This window comes from Sorangium sp. So ce887, assembly GCF_051521455.1.
Taxonomy (GTDB): domain Bacteria; phylum Myxococcota_A; class Polyangia; order Polyangiales; family Polyangiaceae; genus Sorangium.
In genome coordinates this window covers 1517000-1533234 of the sequence record NZ_CP150354.1, presented here as the reverse complement: position 1 = coordinate 1533234, position 16235 = coordinate 1517000, and the positions used below count along the sequence as shown (strand labels likewise).

Sequence of the window (16235 nt, the reverse complement as noted above, 5' to 3'; positions counted from 1 at the left end):
CGGCCAATCCGCAGCCGGATGCACACGAGCGATAGGCGAAGCTCTTCACTCTTGATAGCTGTGCCCTTCCCGCATAGAATGCGACTCGACTGATGAGGGGACGGCCAGCTGGCGTGCCCGGCTGAGCAGGTGTTCAGGAGCCGCGGTCCAGGCAGCCTCCGGCCGGAACGAAGCGCGCGAGGCGCGCTCGTCAGCTGCCGAGGAAGTGGCGCAGGAAATCGTCGGTCTCGCGAAGGATGCGCGGAATCGACGCCACGAGCTCGTGGCCGTCGTCCACCTCGATGAGCTGGACATGCCGCTTCCCTGCCGCGAAGGTCCGCGAGAGCTCGATGTCCACCACCTCGTCGTTCCGGCCGTGGACGATCAGCGTCGGTATCCGCACGTCGGGCCAGCCGCCCGAGCGGTCATCCACCTCGGCCACGTCGAGGGCAAAGCCGAAGTCCACCCGGGCTCGCCGCTTCTCGGCGTAATCGTCGACCTCGAGCCACCCCCGCTCCTTCCACGCCTGAAAGCCCTCCTCGCCGAGCCGCTGCCGCCATCGCTCCATGATCCGGAACGCCGGCGCGAGCAGCACCAGCGCGCACACCCGCGCGTCCTCCTCGGCGACGCGGCACGCGGTGAGGCCCCCGAGGCTCGAGCCCATCACCACGGCCCGGTCGCGCTCTCCGCCGAGCGCCTGCTTCACGGCGTCGATCATCGCGCCGAGGCGCAGGCGCTCGAACGAGGGGACCCGCAGGTCGAGCCGCTCGACGGCGACCCCGCGCTGCTCGAAGTGCGCGGCGATCTGGACGCCCTTGGTCGAGCCCGGGCCCGAGGCGAAGCCGTGCAGGTAGAGCCAGCGCAGGCCGGCGGCGGAGGGCGGTGTCGCGGTCATGCAGGTGCGGGAGAGCCTAGGACGGGCGCGCGGCGAGCGGCAAGCCGCGCTGCCGCTCTGGCGCTCGCCCCGCCGGGCGGACGCGTCAGGGTCGCGGCAGGTCGCGTGCGCGCCTTCCGCTCCGGCAGGTCGATGCGGTATGACGCGCCGGAGAGACGCCATGATCCGCCCCGCCACCGCCGCCGATATCCCCACCATCGCCCGCCTCATCCGGATGCTCGCCGAGTACGAGCGGCTCGCGCACGAGGTCGTCTTCGACGAAAAAGAGCTCGAAGCGCACCTCTTCGGCCCGAGGCCCGCCGCGGAGGTCGTCCTGGCCGAGGCGGAGGGGGTCGCGGTCGGATTCGCCCTCTTCTTCCAGAGCTTCTCCACCTTCGTCGGCAAGCCGGGGCTCTACCTCGAGGACCTCTTCGTGCTCCCCGAGCACCGCGGAGGAGGCCACGGCAAGGCCCTCCTCGTGCACCTGGCGAGGCTCGCGGTGGAGCGCGGCTGCGGGCGGTTCGAGTGGTCCGTGCTCGACTGGAACGAGCCCGCCATCGGCTTCTACCGCAAGCTCGGCGCCAGGCCCATGGACGACTGGACCGTCTACCGCCTCACCGGCGAGGCGCTCGCCCGGCTCGCCCAGGGATGAAGAGCTCGCCCCCCCGCCCGGCTCCGCGGGTGAGCGCCGCTCGCCTGGGGTGCTGCTCGTGGAGACGCAGCAGAGCAACACCGGCTGCTGCCAAGGCAGCAGCGGCCGCGGGTCCTCGCATGGATCGCGGCCGGATCGCGCTCGCACGAGCTCCACGGGCCTCGTGGCGCGGGCGTTGCTGGAGCGGCGCGTGCTGATGTCGGTGGCGCGGCTCCCGGGCTCGGTCGCGACATGCGCTGTTGCTCATCGAGCGTGAGCGTGAGTCCACACTGCCCATCGAGGGTCGCCGCCGGCGTCGAGATGTCTTCAAACCACATGACCGGGCTCGGCGTGCTGCGCCACCGGAGCTTCGCGCTCTACCTCGCGGCGAGGCTGCTCTCCGCGATCGCCGTGCAGATGCAGAGCGTCGCGATCGGCTGGCAGGTCTACGCGCTGACCGGCGACGTCTTCGATCTCGGCCTCATCGGCCTCGCCCAGTTCGCGCCGTTCTTCGCCCTGATCCTCCCCTCCGGGCAGGCGGCGGACCGGTTCGACCGGCGCCGCATCATCACGGTCGGCCTCGGGGCGGAGCTGCTCTGCTCGCTGCTGCTGCTCGCGTTCACCGTGTCGGGCCTGAAGGCGGTGTGGCCCGTGTTCGCGGTGCTCGTGCTGTTCGGCAGCGCGCGCGCCTTCATGATGCCGGCCCAGCAGGCGATCCTGATGAACCTGGTGCCGGCCGAGAGCTTCAGCAAGGCGGTCGCGCTCAGCTCGTCGAGCTTCCACGTCGCGGTCATCATCGGGCCGACGCTGGGCGGGCTCCTCTACCTCGCCGGGTCGACGATCGTGTACGCGATCGTCGCGGCGCTGCTCCTCGCCTCCCTCGTGCTCATGGGCCTCGTGCGCGCGACCCAGCAGGCCAGGCGGTCCGAGCCGGCGTCGTTCAACGCGGTGCTGGAGGGTCTGCGCTTCGTCTGGTCGAGGCCGGTGGTGCTCGGCGCGATATCGCTCGATCTGTTCGCGGTGCTGTTCGGCGGCGCGGTCGCGCTCCTGCCAGCGTACGCGCGCGACGTGCTCCAGGCCGGCCCGACCGGCCTCGGCATGCTCCGCACGGCGCCGGCCGTGGGCGCCGCGCTCACCGCGGGCGTCCTCGCCTTCCGGCCGATCACGCGACAGGTCGGCCGCTGGATGTTCGGCGGCGTCGTGGTGTTCGGGCTCGCCACGATCGGCCTCGGGCAGACGCGGAGCTTCACCGTCGCGCTCATCGCCCTGTTCCTCGTCGGCGCAGGCGACATGGTGAGCGTCTATATCCGCCACATCCTCGTGCAATTCGAGACGCCGGACGCGATCCGCGGGCGGGTGAGCGCGGTCAACGCGGTGTTCATCGGCGCCTCCAACGAGCTCGGAGAGTTCGAGTCCGGCCTCACCGCCGGCTGGCTCGGCCTGCTCCCCGCCATCCTCCTCGGCGGCAGCGCCACCCTCGTGGTCGCGGCGCTGTGGGCCCTCGGCTTCCCCGTGCTGAGCCGCATGGACCGCTTCCCGCACGCGAGGCGAGATCACGAGGAGAGCCCCGCCAGGGCCGAGACGCCGGAGGCCGCCGCCGCGACGTGAGGGGCCGCCCCGCGGCGCGCCGCCGCGGGCGGCGCCGAAGACGGGCGCTACTCGGCGCGGAGCGCCTCGATCGGATCGAGCCGCGCGGCGCGCCAGGCCGGGTAGAAGCCGAACACCACGCCGATCGTGGCCGAGAGGCCGAGGCCGAGGACGATCGACCAGACCTCCACATGGAAGGCCCAGCGGCCGACCATCTGCGCGAGCAGCGCGCCGGCGAGCCACGACAGGGCCACGCCCGAGAGCACGCCGAGCACGCCCCCGAGCAGCGAGACGGCCGCCGCCTCGCACAGGAACTGCAGCAGGATCGCGCGGGGCGAGGCGCCGACCGCGCGGCGGACGCCGATCTCCCGCGTCCGCTCGGTCACGGTCACGAGCATGATGTTCATGATGTTGATGCCCCCGACCACCAGGGCGACGACACCGGTGCTGAGCAGCAGCATCTTGATGATGTCGAGGACGAGCAGCTCCTGAGCGTGGCTGTCCTTGTCCTCGATCCTGAAGTTCTTGACCCCGTGATGGCGGCGCAGGAGCGTCGCGTCGATGACGCCGCGGAGCGCGGCGAGCGGCAACTGGACGGCCGCGAGCGGCTCTTGCCGCACATAGATGCGATCGGTGTGGTGCGCCGGCGAGTACAGCGCGTCGAAGGTCGTCTCCGGGACGAGGACCTTGCGGTTCCAGATGTTCGTGTCGTCCGTGGAGCCGAGGATCGGCCGGTCCTTGAGCACGCCGACGACCGTCCACAGGTGCCCGTCGGCCGCCATGTGGAGCGGCTCCGCCTGCGCCGCCCGCGCGGGAGGGCCGCCGAAGAGCTCGGCCCAGACCTCGTGGCCGACGACGCACACGCGCCGCCGCGCCGCGAGATCCGCCGCGACGAGGAACCGGCCCGCATCGAGCTCGAGGTCGTAGAGCGCGGGCGCCGCCGGCGCCGCGCTGACGAGGGTGACGCGCTTCTTCCTGGGGCCGACGCGGGCCTCGGTCGCGAGCACCGACTCGCTCAGGGCAGAGGCGCCGCCGAGGGCGCGCGACGCGGCGAGCGCGCGGGCGTCGTCCCGCGAGAGATCGCGCCGGGTGCGCCGCCGATCCTTGACGCTCACCTCGGAGGGGTGGACCTGGATGAGGTCGGCCTCCACGGCCTGCTGGCTCGCCCGGAGGAGCGCCTCCTCGCCGCCCGCGAGGAGCGAGGCGAGCAGCACGATCGAGCCGGTGCCGATGATGATGCCGAGCAGCGTGAGCGCGGCGCGGGTGCGGTCGGCCACGACGGCGCGCGTCGAGTGGAGGAGGTCGCCGAGCCTCATCGCCGCATCGCCGCCACCGGGTCGAGCCGGCCCGCGCGCCGCGCCGGCAGCCACCCGAAGACCACGCCCACGCCGAAGGAGACGAGCAGCGCCGCGATCACCGCCGACGTCGAGACCGCGCCGACCCAGCCCGGCGTGAAGCGGCGGATGACCGACGAGGCGAGCTCGGCCGCGATCGCGCCGCCGGCGACCCCGAGCAGGCCGCCGCAGCCGGAGAGCAGCGCCGCCTCGCACAGGAACTGCGCGCTGATGTCGCGCGGCGCCGCCCCGAGCGCCTTGCGGATGCCGATCTCGCGGACGCGCTCGGAGACGCTGACGAGCATCATGTTCATCACGCCCACGCCGCCGATGAGCAGCGCGACGCCCGCGATGAGGCCGACGATCGCCTTCATCGTGGCGAACATCGCCTCGAATTTCTCCATGATGGTGCTGAAATCGAGGAGGGTGAAGTCGTCGACGCCGTGGTGGCGCTCGACGAGGAGCGCGTTGACGATGCGCTTCACCGGGTCGTTGTTGCGGACGTCATCGGTCTTGATGACGAGGAGCGCCGAGGTGCTCACGTCCTTCTCGACGTCCGCCGCGGTGTCGATCGGCGCGACGATCAGGTCGTCCCAGCTGAAGCCGAAGCCGACGCCCACCCGCTCGCTCGCGGCCAGCACGCCGATGACGCGGCAGCGCAGGGACCCGACCGTGACCCACCGGCCGATCGGGTCGCCGCGCCAGAGCCGCGCGGCGAGCTTCGAGCCGGCGACGCAGACCCGGGCGCGGCGGCGGTCCTCCTCGTCGGAGAACGCCCGGCCGCGGGCGACCGGCATCCGGAAGGCGTCGAGGAAGCCGCTGTCGGCCGCGACGAGATCGGTGCGGTCCTCGATGCCCTCGTCGGAGGTCACGTCGCGCGAGCCGAGCATGGCGTACATGGCGTGCTCGGCGACGTGGGGGATGCCGCGCGCGAGCCGGTCGCGGTCCTTGCGGGTGAAGCCGGTGACGTACATCGTCTTCTTCCGCTCGGCGCGCACCGGCTCCTTCGGGGCGACGAGGAGGAGGCGCGCCCCGCCGAGCTGCTCGATGCCGCGGCTCAGCGTGAGCAGGCCGCCCTCGGCGAGCGAGGTCATGAGGACGATGGCGAAGGCGCCGAGGGTGATGCTGAGGACGGTGAGGAGCGACCGCAGCTTGTGCGCCGAGAGCGCCTTGGCGGCGATCGCGAGGTAGACGGCCCACCTCACATCCTGGTCTCGTTCTCGGCCGCCGAGGGCGGGTTGATGAGCACGCGAGCCCCCTCCGGAACGCCGTTCACGATCTCGACCTCGCGGTCGTTGCGCGCGCCGAGCGCGACCTCGACCTGCTCGGTGGTCTGCTCGCCGTCGGGCCCGTCGACCACGCGCGTCACGAGCGGCTTGCCGCCCTCGTCGGAGACGGCCTCGATCGGCAGGGAGACCACGCCCGGCCTGCTGTCGAGCCGGATGCGCACGTCGGCGGTCATGCCGGGCTTGATGAGGCCGTCGACGTGGGAGAGCTCGGCCTCGACAGGGAAGACGTCGACCTCGCGCCCCTCGAGCTTCACCGAGGCGGGCGCGATCTTGATGACCCTGGCCGCGTACGTCTTGCCGGGCAGGGCGTCGAGCGTCAGGGTCGCGGGCTGGCCGAGCGCGACCTTGGCCACGTCGATCTGGTTGAGGTCCACCTTGACCACGAGCGTCGAGAGGTCGGCCACGGTGAGCAGCGCCTTGCCGTCGAAGGTCGACTCCACCCCCGGCGTGACGACCTCGCCGGGCTCGATGTTGCGCTGGATCACCGTGCCGTCGAGGGGCGAGTAGATCTTCGTGTACCGGAGCCGGTCCTTCGCGGCGCTCAGCGCGACCTCGGCGAGCCGGATGGCGATGGTCTTCTCGGCGAGCTCGTGCTTGGCTAGGTCGAGCTCCTCCGAGGCGATGACGCTGCCCTCGACGCCGGCGGTCCGCCGCGCGACGACGCGCTTCGCGAAGGCCGCGGCGGCCCGGGCCTGGGCGAGCTCGGCCTCGGCGCGGGCGACCTCGCGCTCGTTGTCGGTCGGGTCGAGCACGAGCAGGAGCTGGTCCTTGGCGACCCGGGCGCCCTCGTCGGCGAGCACCTCGGCGACCTGGCCCGCGACCTTGGATTTGACCTCGACCTTCTCGCGGGCCTCGATGCGCCCTGTCTCGAGGATCTCGACGGCGAGGTCGCCGCGCCTGGCGGTCACGACGAGCGCGGGGTCGATGGGCGGGGGGCCGCCGCGGGTCATCGCGACGACAGCGGCGCCGGTCCCGGCGAGCGCCAGGGCCCCGACGAGCCACGGCCAGATGCGTCGCCGCCGCCGGGCGCTCACGAGGCGCCTCCAGGAGGCGGCGACGACGGTCCAGGAGGCGACGCAGGGACGTCCACGCGCCGGCCGCGCGGGCCGGTGTCCTCGACGATGGCGCCGTCCCGGAAGGTGACGACGCGGGTGGCGTAGTCGGCGATCGAGGGGTCGTGGGTGACGACGATGACGGTCATGCCCTGCGCGTGCAGGGCGCAGAAGAGCTCCATGACCTGCCGGCTCGTGGCGGAGTCGAGCGCGCCCGTCGGCTCGTCCGCGAGGAGCAGCGGCGGCTCGTTGACGATGGCGCGGGCGATGGCGACGCGCTGCTGCTGGCCACCGGACAGCTGGTTTGGCAGGTGGTGCGCCCGATCCTCGAGCGCGACGCGCGCGAGGGCGCGCTCGGCCCGCGCGCGGCGCTCGACCGGGCGGACGCCGGCGTAGACCATGGGCAGCTCGACGTTCGCGAGGGCGCTGTCGCGCGGCAGGAGGTTGAACGACTGGAAGACGAACCCGATCTTGCGGTTGCGGAGCCGCGCGAGCTCGACCTCGTCGAGCTCCTCGACGGGCTCGTCGTCGAGGCGGTACCGGCCGGCGGTGGGGCGGTCGAGCGTGCCGATGACGTTCAGGGTCGTCGATTTGCCCGACCCCGAGGCGCCCATGATGGCGACCATCTCGCCCCGGGAGAGCTCCAGGGAGACGCCGCGGAGCGCCTGCACCTCCACCTCGCCCATCCAGTAGATCTTGGTGATCGCCTCGAGCTTCACGAGTGGAGACATGGGGGTTCTCGGCGGCGGTCGGCGCGACGTCCTCGGCCGCGGCGCGCCCGATCTCTGGGTTCGCCCTGCGTTCGCCCGGCGCGGGCCTGAGGTCCCAGGGCGCGCCGCGCTTGTTGCTCCCACCATCGTGCCGTGAAGGCCAGTTGGCGCGGTGAGGCGTAGGCGAAGAGCGGCAGCGAAGCAACCGGAGCGCACGGACGCGGCGGGGGAGCGACGTGGCCGGAAGACCGGCAGAACGCGGCGTTACAGCCCCGACGTCTCGACCAGCGCCAGCACGACGGCCCCGACGCCGTACGAGATGTCGTCGCGGAGCTCGACCTCCGCGTAGTCGTCGAGCCTGCCGACCGTCGTGGGGCCGGAGATGCCGGTGACGACCGGGCGCCCTGACGCGTCCTCCTCAATGCGCGAGCGCACGCCCGCCATGGCGCTGTCGATCGCGGGGCGCACCGCGGCGTCGAGGAAGCCGTGGCGGAGCCCGCGGGCGAGCCCGGCGGCGAAGAGGGCCGTCGCGCTCGTCTCCAGGTAGATCTCACCGGGGCGGTCCAGGATCGTCCACCACAGGCCGGTCCCCGGGTCCTGCGCGGCGAGGACCGCCGCGACCTGCCGATCGAGCGACGCGGCCACGGCCTCGTCGCGCTCGCCGCGCGCCGCGCGCACGCGGAGGTACTCGTAGCCGGCCGCCGTGACCCAGGCGTTGCCGCGCGCCCAGTACACGTCCGGGTCCTGCGGCGTCGCCCAGTTGTACGCGTGCCTGAAGAGCCCCGGCCCGTCCTGGAGGAGCGATGCGAAGATATGGAATTGATTCGAGAATTCGTCGAGCGCCCGCGCGTCGCCGGCGCGGATGAGCACGTTGCCGAACATGAACAGCGAGTCGACCCAGAGCGTGGGCTCGAACAGCGGCGACACGCCGAGGTGGCTGATGCCGCCCTGCTCGGTCCGGCGCGCTTCCTCGTAGAGGTAGCGGAGCACGTCGGTGACGATCTTCTCGTAGGGCGCAGCGCACGACTCCGCGTGGAGCGCGAGCGCGGCGGTGGCCGGCGGGCAGCGGTCGCTGGTCGTGATCTCGTAGCCGTACTCGATGTGCCGGTCGATGTAGCGCCGGTAGTAGTCCCGGTACGGGGCATGCTGCGTGACACGGTAGAGCTCGACAAGCGAGAGCATGACCGTGCCCTCGCCCCAGTCCCACAGGAGCGACTCCGCCGGGTGCTCGGCGATCCAGCGGTCGGCGACGGCGCGCGCCAGCGCGATGCTCTCGGAGCCGGGGGCGCGCTCGCGCGCGAACGCGTCCTCTGCCGACGGCGAGGTCGGCGTGCACGCCTCTCCGGGGCCGCCCGGGTCGCTCGAGCAGCCGGCCGCCGCGGCGGAGCTCGCGGCAGCGGCGACGAGCAGCGCGCGGAGGCGCGGCAGCCTGCGGGACATGCGCGACAGGGCGGCCATCGGCACCTCACTCCTCCACGGCGACGCCCGTGGCGTCGGGCGCGGTCACACGAGGGGCTCCGTCGAGGAGCACCCGCGTGCCCCGGGCCATCAGCGCGAACGGCCGCTCGCCCTCGAGCCGCAGCACCACGAGCTCCGCGTCGGTCTCGAGGACCTGCCCACCGGGGAGCGTGAGCTTCTCCGAGGCACCCGCGCCCCGGAGGATCGCGACGTCGGTCCCGCCGTCGCTCTCGATCTGCCAGGCGACGATGCCGGGCCCCGGCTCGATCGGCGCCGCCCGGAGGGGCGCGTCGGGGCCGCTGTCCGCGCCGACCTTGTAGGGCAGGAGCACCGCCAGGAACCCCGGCGCCTCGGCCTCGACCGTGGCGTCGATGACGGCGTGGTCGGCGGCCTTGCGGTCCTTCTCGAACTCGTGGACGTGGGGCACGGTGAGCGGCGTGTACGGCGGCTCCACGACGGCCAGCCCCGGCGCGGTCGACTGCACGCGCACCTCGACGCCCGCCCGCGCCCGCTCCCAGCGCGCGCCGTCGGGGAGGAGCTCGAAGCTGCCCCCGGAGGTGAGCCCCGCGTAGCCGTGCAGCCGCCACGCGTGCGCGCGCGCCGCCGGGTGCGACGTCGCCAGGCGGTCGCCCACCACGAAGTAGCGGCCGTCGATGAAGGCCACGGACCGCTCGACGTGCGTGTCCTGGTAGTCCTGGTGCGCCTCCGCGTACTCGACGGCGGCGCCGTCGTGGGTGTTCCGGATCCAGGCGTCCGCGTCGCCGAAGTTGTTGAACACCCCCTTGTCGGGCGCGGATCGGCCGTCGATGAGGATGACGTTGTGCGACGGCGACTGGCTGGTCTTCGCGTTGTCGAGCGAATCGGGCTTGTAGTAGCCGGGGTCGATCAACAGGTACTCTCCGTAGGCGGCGAGCGAGAAGGACGTGCCGTCCACGTGGTCGTGGAGCGCCTTGCGCGCCGAGCCGTGCTCCGCGAGGAGCAGGAGCCAGCGCGCCTCCTCGCCCCAGTCCGAGCGGAACACCGCATTGCCCGCGTCGGGCATGAAGCGCGTCAGGAAGGGCGGCTCCTCGGCGGCCGCCGCGTCGTCGATGTAGACAAGGTGATGGGCGATGAGGTCGCTGCCAAACTCCATGTCCTGGGGGCTGTCGCGGTTCTGTTCCCAGTCCCAGCGATACGCCCCGCTGCCTCCGAAGGAGGTGAGCAGCGGGCTCCCGTTGAACGCGGTGAAGACGCCGTCGTCGGCCGGGGGGCGGCTGCCCCAGGGCAGGCGCAGCGAGAGCGACCAGTCGACGGACTTCGTGAAGAGCCCGCCGCGCAGCGGGAGCTCGAGCGTGGCCTGCTCGCCGTCGACGCAGCCGTGTCCGGCCCACGGGTCCTCGTCGGAGCGGGTGCGGCAGTCGCGCGCGAAGGCCACGGGCCCCTCGAGCGCGTTGTCGAGGGCGATGAAGAACGCCGCGGTGGGTCCCCAGGCGAAGCCGGCGTAGTACGGGCCTTCGGAGGCGCCGCCGTCGGGCTGCACGTACTGGCCGTCCGGGCCCCAGAGGTAGGCGAGCTCCGAGATCGACCAGTTCCACCAGGTCGCGGCCGACGGGTGCCCGGGGAACGCGAGCGCCACATAGCCGATCGCGTCGGCGGTCCGGATCGGGTGGTTGTTCTGCGCGGGGAGCAGCAGGAGATTCCGATAGAAATCGTGCTCGACGTACTTGGCGAAGAGCTGGCCGGTGATCTCGGTGATCTTGCGCTCCGCCTCGGCGGACTCTTCGTCTGGGAGCCACGGCGTGGCGCTCAGGAGGTCCCACGCGTTCGTGTACCCCATCAGGGTCTTCGCCATCCGGATGTTGATATCGAGGACCGAGTTCGTGTCCCAATCGGGCTCGAGCCGGCGCAGGAAATCGCGCGCTTTCGCGGCCGCCGCCTGGTCCTCGAAGGCCCAGGCGAGGAGGGCGTTCGCCTGCGCCGTCGAGGCGTTGTCGCCGTTCGTCCTGTGGTCCCAGGAGGCCGGGTCCGGGTCCTCCGCGTACGGGCGCTCGGCGCGGCGCTTCAGGGTGGCGAGGATCGAGGCGTAGGGCTCGCGATCGACGCGAGAGCGCAGCAGGTCGCGGTGCTCGGGCCGCGCGAGGAGCCGCGGGTGGACGCCGGTGTCCCGCTGCTGGCCCGGCCCGGGGACGTCGGGCCCGCACGCGGCGGCCGCGAGCGCGAGCGTCGCGAGGGCCGCGCGCGCCGCGTGCGTACGACGGAGGGTTCGGATGGAGAGAGACACGCCGTGGGACCGTGATTGCATGGCAGGATCGGGCGAGGGCTGGACAGGAAGGCGCTCGTGCGCGAGCTGCAGCAGCGTATCAGCTCGCGCCGGCCTGGATCGGCTCGATATCTCGCGGGCGTGGGGGCGGTCACCACATCCCCCGTCATGACGGAATCCGATGTAATCCGATCAGCCTCCGTTGCCATCTGGGCAGACGCGACCCTCACCGGATGATCTCGAGGCGCGCGTCGAGCGAGCAGAGCAGAGCAGAGCCTGTTGCGGCGCGTCGGCGCGGGCGGCGTCGAGCGCGCCCGCAGGCTCCTGGGCGTGAGGGGCGCGACGCGCTCAGGTGGTGCAATCCTGCGCGAGCGTCCGCCTGCTGTGGCAGGACGCGATGCGCGGAGCGGAGCGACCGCACGGTCTTCCTCTGGTGTGCTTGGCGCCTTGCCTTGTGTCCAAAGCGTGAGGGGAAGCCCTGAGAGAGCTCATGATCGCAGCGCGACGCGTGCGGGGCTCGCGCGTGGGGGGGCGGACGCCACGCGGGACAGCCTTCATGATATGCGCCTTCGTCATGCCCCTCCCCAAGCACCCCCGCGCCGTCATCACCGGCGCCGCCTCGGGCCTCGGCCGCGCGCTGGCCATCGAGCTCGCGGGCCGTCAGGCGAAGCTGCTCCTCGCCGACCTCAACGAGGAAGGCTCCCGGGAAACGGCGCGCCTCGTCGCCGGGGCCGGCGGCGAGGCGCACGCGGTGCGCTGCGACGTGAGCCGGAGCGAGGACGTCGCGGCGCTCGTGGGCGAGGCCGATCGCGCGCTCGGCGGCGTCGATCTCGTCGTGAACAACGCGGGCGTCTGCGCCGGCGGGCAGGTCGGCGAGATCCCGCTCGCGGACTGGGCGTGGGTCATGGGCGTCAACCTCTGGGGCGTCATCCACGGCTGCCACGCGTTCGCGCCGCGCTTCAAGGAGCAGCGGAGCGGACACTTCCTGAACGTCGCGTCCGCCGCCGGCTTCATCTCCGTGCCGGGCATCGCTCCCTACTGCGTGACCAAGGCCGGTGTCGTCGCCCTGTCGGAGACGCTGAGGCTCGAGCTCGCCCCCCACGGCGTCGGGGTCACCGTCCTGTGCCCGACCTTCTTCAGGACGCAGATCGCCTCGAGCGGGCGCGGCCTCGATGGGCCCATGAAGGCGACCGCCGAGAAGCTCATGGGGCGCGAGGGGCTCCAGGCCGACTACGTGGCGCGGCGCGCGGTCGAAGCGGTCGACGCCGGCCGCCTCTACGCCGTGCCTCACCGCGATGGCCGCTGGGTCTGGCGGCTGAAGCGCGCCATCCCCGAGCTGCTCCAGGACGTGGTGATGCGCCAGGTGATGCGCAGGGCGCTCTGATCGAATCGAGCGCGCCGCGCCGTTCGGACGCTCGGCGCCAAAGGAGCCGGACGCCGTTCAGCGCCGGGAGCCGATACCCGCCGCTCAACGCACGGGGCGGTCGTGCGCCGCGAGCGCCTCCCGCGCGCCCGGATGCTTGGGATCGAGCCGCAGCGCCTCCTCGAGGTGCTTCTTCGCCTCGGCGAGGAGCTCGGCGCGCGTCTCCTGCTCCTGCTCCGCCCGCGCGCGGAGGTACAGCGCCATCCCGTGCGGCGCCTCGGCGCTCCCCGGGTGCGCCTCCCTCGCGGCGAGGAACTGCGCCCGCGCGCCCTCGAGGTCCTGCCGGGCGAGGAGCTGCCGGCCCTTGCCGCACAGCGCGCTGGCCAGGATCGTGCGCCCGATGGGGTAATCGGCCGTGGCGAGGGCGGCTCGCGCCATGTCCACCGCCCGATCGTGCTCCTCTCTCCGCGTGAGAAAGGCGGCGTAGTTGCCCTTGGCCCAGGAGGACTTCGGATCGAGGCGAACGATCGCGAGGTACGTATCCTCCACCGCGTCCCACTCACGCATGGCCTTGTAGACGTCGGTGAGGGTGTCGTACGCGCGCGCCAGCACCCGCGGGTCCTTGCTGGTTTCGATGATCCGCTTCGCGCGCGCGAGGGCCTCCTCGGTCTTCCCCTCGCGCTCGGCGAGGCCGGCCGAGAGGAGGAGCACGTCGTCGGCGTCGGGACGGAGCGCCTCCGCGGCCTCGACCCTCCTGCGCGCCGCGCCGTAGTTCTTCTGGAAAATGTAGGCCCAGCCCTTGACCACTTGGGCGTCCACGCATTTGGGATCGAGCGCCAGCGCCTTGTCCGTGTGCTCGTGGGCGCGCACCAGGCTGTCGGGCTCGTACTCGTTGCCCCGGAGATAACCGCTCTTGTACGCGGCGCGGCCGAGCGCCGCGTGGGCCGGCGCGTAGGTGGGATTCGTACGGAGCGCCTGCTCGAGGAGCTCGCGCGCCTGCTGGTAGACCTTTTGCGACCTGCCCTCGTCGAGCAGCGCGTTGGCGTCGCGGACCAGCGACGCCTCCACGGAGGGCGACGGCTCTGCGGCGACGGGCTCGGGCGTGTAGTCGGCGGGCGGCACCGGCGGCCTCCACACCTTGCCCGGCGCCGCCCAGATGCGGATCTGGTTGTTCCCGCCGCCCGCGGCGAACTGCGCGCCGCCGGGGTGGAAGGCGAGCGCGATCACGCCGTTCAAGCCGGCGCGCTGCTCTCTCTTGAGCTTGCCCGAGTAAACGTCCCAGATCCGGAGCATGTCGTCCTTGCCGCCGCTCACCAGGGTGTCGCCGTTCGGCGAGAGCGCGAGCGACCAGACCTCGTCGGTGTGCCCGGAGAGCGTGTTGAGCGGCTTCCGGCTGCCGAGGTGGAAGAGGCGGATCGTCCGATCGTCGCTCGCGCTGATCACGGTCTGGCCGTCGGGCGCGATCACGATGCGGTTCACCGCGCCGGCGTGGCCCGAGAGCGCGCCGATTTCCCCGCCCGTCTCGACCGACCAGATCCTGACGGCGCCGCGGTCGTCGCCGCTCAGGACCACGCCGCCGTCGGCCGTCGCGGCGACGGAGAGGACGCGCCCGCCGTTCTGGAACGTCCTCTCGCTCTCGCCCGTCCGGAGCGAGAAGACCCGCACGGTCCCATCCATGCTCGAGACGGCGACCCGGCCGCCGTCGGCGGACATGGCGAGATCGGTGATGACCCCCGCCCCGGCGCCGAGCGTCTTCAGCGGCGCGCCGGACTCGGCGTTCCAGAGCCGCACCGTGGAGTCGGCCGCGGACACGAGCGTCTTGCCGTCCGGCGTGAACGCGATCCCTCCGATGCGCTTGGTGTGCCCGGCGAAGGAGCGCAGCGTCTGGCCATCATCGAGGTTCCAGAGCTTGAGCACGAGATCGTTGCTGCCGCTCGCGAGGCGCTTGCCCCCGGGGTGATAGGCGACCTCGAAGATCGCGGACCAGTGGCCCGAGAGCGTGAGCAGAGGGGCGAGGTGCGCCCGCTCGTTCGCGGCGGCCATCGCGGGCGTATCGGGCGCGGCGCGCGAGACGGCCGGCGTGGGGGCGGGAGCCGATCGGGTGCCGATGAAGACCGCGGCCGCGCCGCCGGCAGCCGTGAGGCCGAGGGCGACCGCGGCCGCCGCGAGGAGGCCCCGCCGGGGGGCGTTCCCGGGCGGCCGATCGAGCGCGAGGAGCGCTTCCCCTGCCGTGGCGAACCGGCGCTCCAGGTCGGGATCGAGCATGCGATCGAGCCAGTCGGCGAAGGGGGGCGAGACCTGGACGCTGCCGCGGACGTCGAGCCGCATGCCCTTCTGGGGCAGATGCGCGGGATCGCGGCCGGCGAGCACGTGGAGCAGCGTGGCGCCGAGCCCGTAGAGATCGCTCCCGGGTACGGCGCGGCCGCGGAACTGCTCCGGGGCCATGTAGCCGTACGTGCCCACCACCGTGCTCCCTCCTGAGGCCGTGTCCCGCGCCTCGGCGACCGCGCCGAAATCGACGAGGTACACGGAGCCGTCCTCGTGCCGGAGGACGTTCTGCGGCTTGATGTCGCGGTGGACGATGGGCTGGCTGAAGCCCTGGAGATAGAGCAGCGTCCGCAGGATGTGCCGCGCGATGGTCGACGCTTCGGCCTCGTCGGCGCGCCATCCGTCCTTGACCCATGCCGAGAGCGGTCGCCCCGGCGCGAGCTCCTGCACCAGATAGAAGCAAGGGCCCTGCTCGCTGTCGAGCTTGAGGTAATCGACATAGCGAGGAATGCTGGGGTGGGTGAGGTTCGCGAGGACCCTGGCCTCGCGCTCGAACAGATCGAGGGCCTTCCACTCCGCGCGCTTCCAGATCAGGAGCTGTTTGACGGCGACGCGCCCCCGGGTCGAGAGATTCTCCGCCTCGTAGGTGATCGCGTTGCCGCCGCGGCCGAGCACGCGAATGAGGCGATACCGATCGGCGATCACGTGACCTTCAGGGTGCGCAAACTCCATGAGGAGAGCGACGATAGCATGCGCCGTGTGCGGCCCACCGCAGGGTTTGCCCCGCCAGGGCGTCGGGATCGTGCGCAGAGGCGAGGGCAGCTCCGAGGTGGACAGGGACGTCGTGATTGCGCGCAAGTGAGCCAATTCGTTCGAAAATGTGTGGTTCAAAAGGCGGTGCCGGCGGCGCGACAGTGATGCAGGATGAGGGCCGAGCGATGCAGCCCAACGTCCACGACGCGCTGTTCAAGACCGCCTTTTCGAACGTGGAGCACGCGGCGGGTGAGCTGCGGCAGCTGCTGCCGCCCACCCTGGCGGCGCGGATCGACTGGAAGTCGTTGAAGCTCGCGCCAGCAGCGGCTCCTGGCTGCGGTGGGAGACGAAGGGAAGGAGGAAATCGTGTCGGTGGCCGACAAGCTGGTGGAGCACGGGCGGCGCGAAGGGCTGCAAGAGGGGCGGCGCGAAGGGCTGCAGCACACGCTGCTCAGGCTGCTCGGCGCGCGGTTCGGCGCGCTTCCGGAGGACGTTGCCGCACGCGTGAACAGCGCCGACATCCCGCAGCTGGATCGGTGGTTCGACCGCGTGCTGACCGCGACGACCCTGGCAGACGCGCTGGGCGATCGCTGAGCCATGGCGAAATCCGCCCCGGCCGCCGGGGCCGGGCGGGCCAGCGCCCCCGAACGACGGCCGTTCTGCCTGGAACGCCGGGTACACCCCGGGACCGCCCAGCT

General features: G+C 72.3%; 12 protein-coding genes and 1 pseudogene. 5 read left to right on the top strand and 8 right to left on the bottom strand.

Annotated features, from left to right (window positions below):
- Positions 1–190: 190 nt before the first annotated feature.
- A complete protein-coding gene (locus WMF36_RS05745) occupies positions 191–874 on the bottom strand; it encodes a YqiA/YcfP family alpha/beta fold hydrolase (RefSeq protein WP_437578595.1) in 684 nt (227 codons plus the stop codon).
- 160 nt (positions 875–1034) lie between these two features.
- Between WMF36_RS05745 and WMF36_RS05740 the strand changes: the two genes are divergently transcribed.
- Both WMF36_RS05740 and WMF36_RS05735 read left to right on the top strand, forming a co-directional pair.
- Entirely contained in the window at positions 1035–1505 is a 471-nt protein-coding gene (locus tag WMF36_RS05740) for an N-acetyltransferase family protein (RefSeq protein ID WP_437578594.1), read from the top strand.
- 300 nt (positions 1506–1805) lie between these two features.
- Positions 1806–3092 (top strand): MFS transporter, encoded by a 1287-nt coding sequence (locus WMF36_RS05735; RefSeq protein ID WP_437581856.1) that lies wholly within the window; start codon positions 1806–1808, stop codon positions 3090–3092.
- Between the two features lie 47 nt (positions 3093–3139).
- Here WMF36_RS05735 and WMF36_RS05730 read toward each other — a convergent pair whose 3' ends face one another.
- The 6 genes from WMF36_RS05730 to WMF36_RS05705 all read right to left on the bottom strand — a co-directional run bounded on the left by WMF36_RS05730 (position 3140) and on the right by WMF36_RS05705 (position 11195).
- Positions 3140–4387 carry an ABC transporter permease gene (locus WMF36_RS05730; protein WP_437578593.1) on the bottom strand — a complete coding sequence of 416 codons (1248 nt, stop codon included), beginning with the start codon at positions 4385–4387 and terminating at the stop codon, positions 3140–3142.
- Positions 4384–5610, bottom strand: coding sequence for an ABC transporter permease (locus tag WMF36_RS05725; protein ID WP_437578592.1), 1227 nt, complete (start codon positions 5608–5610; stop codon positions 4384–4386). Before WMF36_RS05725 ends, WMF36_RS05730 begins: the two co-directional genes overlap by 4 nt.
- Positions 5607–6728 (bottom strand): efflux RND transporter periplasmic adaptor subunit, encoded by a 1122-nt coding sequence (locus tag WMF36_RS05720; RefSeq protein WP_437578591.1) that lies wholly within the window; start codon positions 6726–6728, stop codon positions 5607–5609. Before WMF36_RS05720 ends, WMF36_RS05725 begins: the two co-directional genes overlap by 4 nt.
- A complete protein-coding gene (locus WMF36_RS05715; RefSeq protein ID WP_437578590.1) occupies positions 6725–7477 on the bottom strand; it encodes an ABC transporter ATP-binding protein in 753 nt (250 codons plus the stop codon). The genes WMF36_RS05720 and WMF36_RS05715 overlap by 4 nt, the downstream gene beginning before the upstream one ends.
- A 243-nt stretch (positions 7478–7720) precedes the next feature.
- Positions 7721–8914: a glycoside hydrolase family 88 protein gene (locus tag WMF36_RS05710; RefSeq protein ID WP_437578589.1), complete on the bottom strand. Its 1194-nt coding sequence runs from the start codon at positions 8912–8914 to the stop codon at positions 7721–7723.
- Positions 8915–8921: 7 nt separating this feature from the next.
- Positions 8922–11195 (bottom strand): heparinase II/III domain-containing protein, encoded by a 2274-nt coding sequence (locus tag WMF36_RS05705; protein ID WP_437578588.1) that lies wholly within the window; start codon positions 11193–11195, stop codon positions 8922–8924.
- 532 nt (positions 11196–11727) lie between these two features.
- Between WMF36_RS05705 and WMF36_RS05700 the strand changes: the two genes are divergently transcribed.
- Entirely contained in the window at positions 11728–12537 is an 810-nt protein-coding gene (locus WMF36_RS05700) for an SDR family NAD(P)-dependent oxidoreductase (protein ID WP_437578587.1), read from the top strand.
- Between the two features lie 84 nt (positions 12538–12621).
- Here WMF36_RS05700 and WMF36_RS05695 read toward each other — a convergent pair whose 3' ends face one another.
- On the bottom strand, positions 12622–15516 hold the full coding sequence (locus WMF36_RS05695; protein ID WP_437578586.1) for a protein kinase domain-containing protein: 2895 nt from the start codon (positions 15514–15516) through the stop codon (positions 12622–12624).
- A gap of 146 nt (positions 15517–15662) precedes the next feature.
- On the opposite strand from WMF36_RS05695, the pseudogene WMF36_RS05690 reads away from it, so the two are divergent.
- Both WMF36_RS05690 and WMF36_RS05685 read left to right on the top strand, forming a co-directional pair.
- Positions 15663–15845 (top strand): annotated as a pseudogene (locus tag WMF36_RS05690) (Rpn family recombination-promoting nuclease/putative transposase); the annotation flags it as partial.
- Positions 15846–15903: 58 nt separating this feature from the next.
- The gene (locus WMF36_RS05685; RefSeq protein ID WP_437578585.1) at positions 15904–16131 is read left to right on the top strand and encodes a DUF4351 domain-containing protein; all 228 of its coding nucleotides are present in this window, start codon (positions 15904–15906) and stop codon (positions 16129–16131) included.
- Positions 16132–16235 lie beyond the last annotated feature (104 nt).

Coding starts and splice junctions, on each gene's coding strand:
- WMF36_RS05745 (WP_437578595.1), bottom strand. CDS start 874: ATGACCGCGACACCGCCCTCCGCCGCCGGCCTGCGCTGGCTCTACCTG.
- WMF36_RS05740 (WP_437578594.1), top strand. CDS start 1,035: ATGATCCGCCCCGCCACCGCCGCCGATATCCCCACCATCGCCCGCCTC.
- WMF36_RS05735 (WP_437581856.1), top strand. CDS start 1,806: ATGTCTTCAAACCACATGACCGGGCTCGGCGTGCTGCGCCACCGGAGC.
- WMF36_RS05730 (WP_437578593.1), bottom strand. CDS start 4,387: ATGAGGCTCGGCGACCTCCTCCACTCGACGCGCGCCGTCGTGGCCGAC.
- WMF36_RS05715 (WP_437578590.1), bottom strand. CDS start 7,477: ATGTCTCCACTCGTGAAGCTCGAGGCGATCACCAAGATCTACTGGATG.
- WMF36_RS05710 (WP_437578589.1), bottom strand. CDS start 8,914: ATGGCCGCCCTGTCGCGCATGTCCCGCAGGCTGCCGCGCCTCCGCGCG.
- WMF36_RS05705 (WP_437578588.1), bottom strand. CDS start 11,195: ATGCAATCACGGTCCCACGGCGTGTCTCTCTCCATCCGAACCCTCCGT.
- WMF36_RS05700 (WP_437578587.1), top strand. CDS start 11,728: ATGCCCCTCCCCAAGCACCCCCGCGCCGTCATCACCGGCGCCGCCTCG.
- WMF36_RS05695 (WP_437578586.1), bottom strand. CDS start 15,516: ATGGAGTTTGCGCACCCTGAAGGTCACGTGATCGCCGATCGGTATCGC.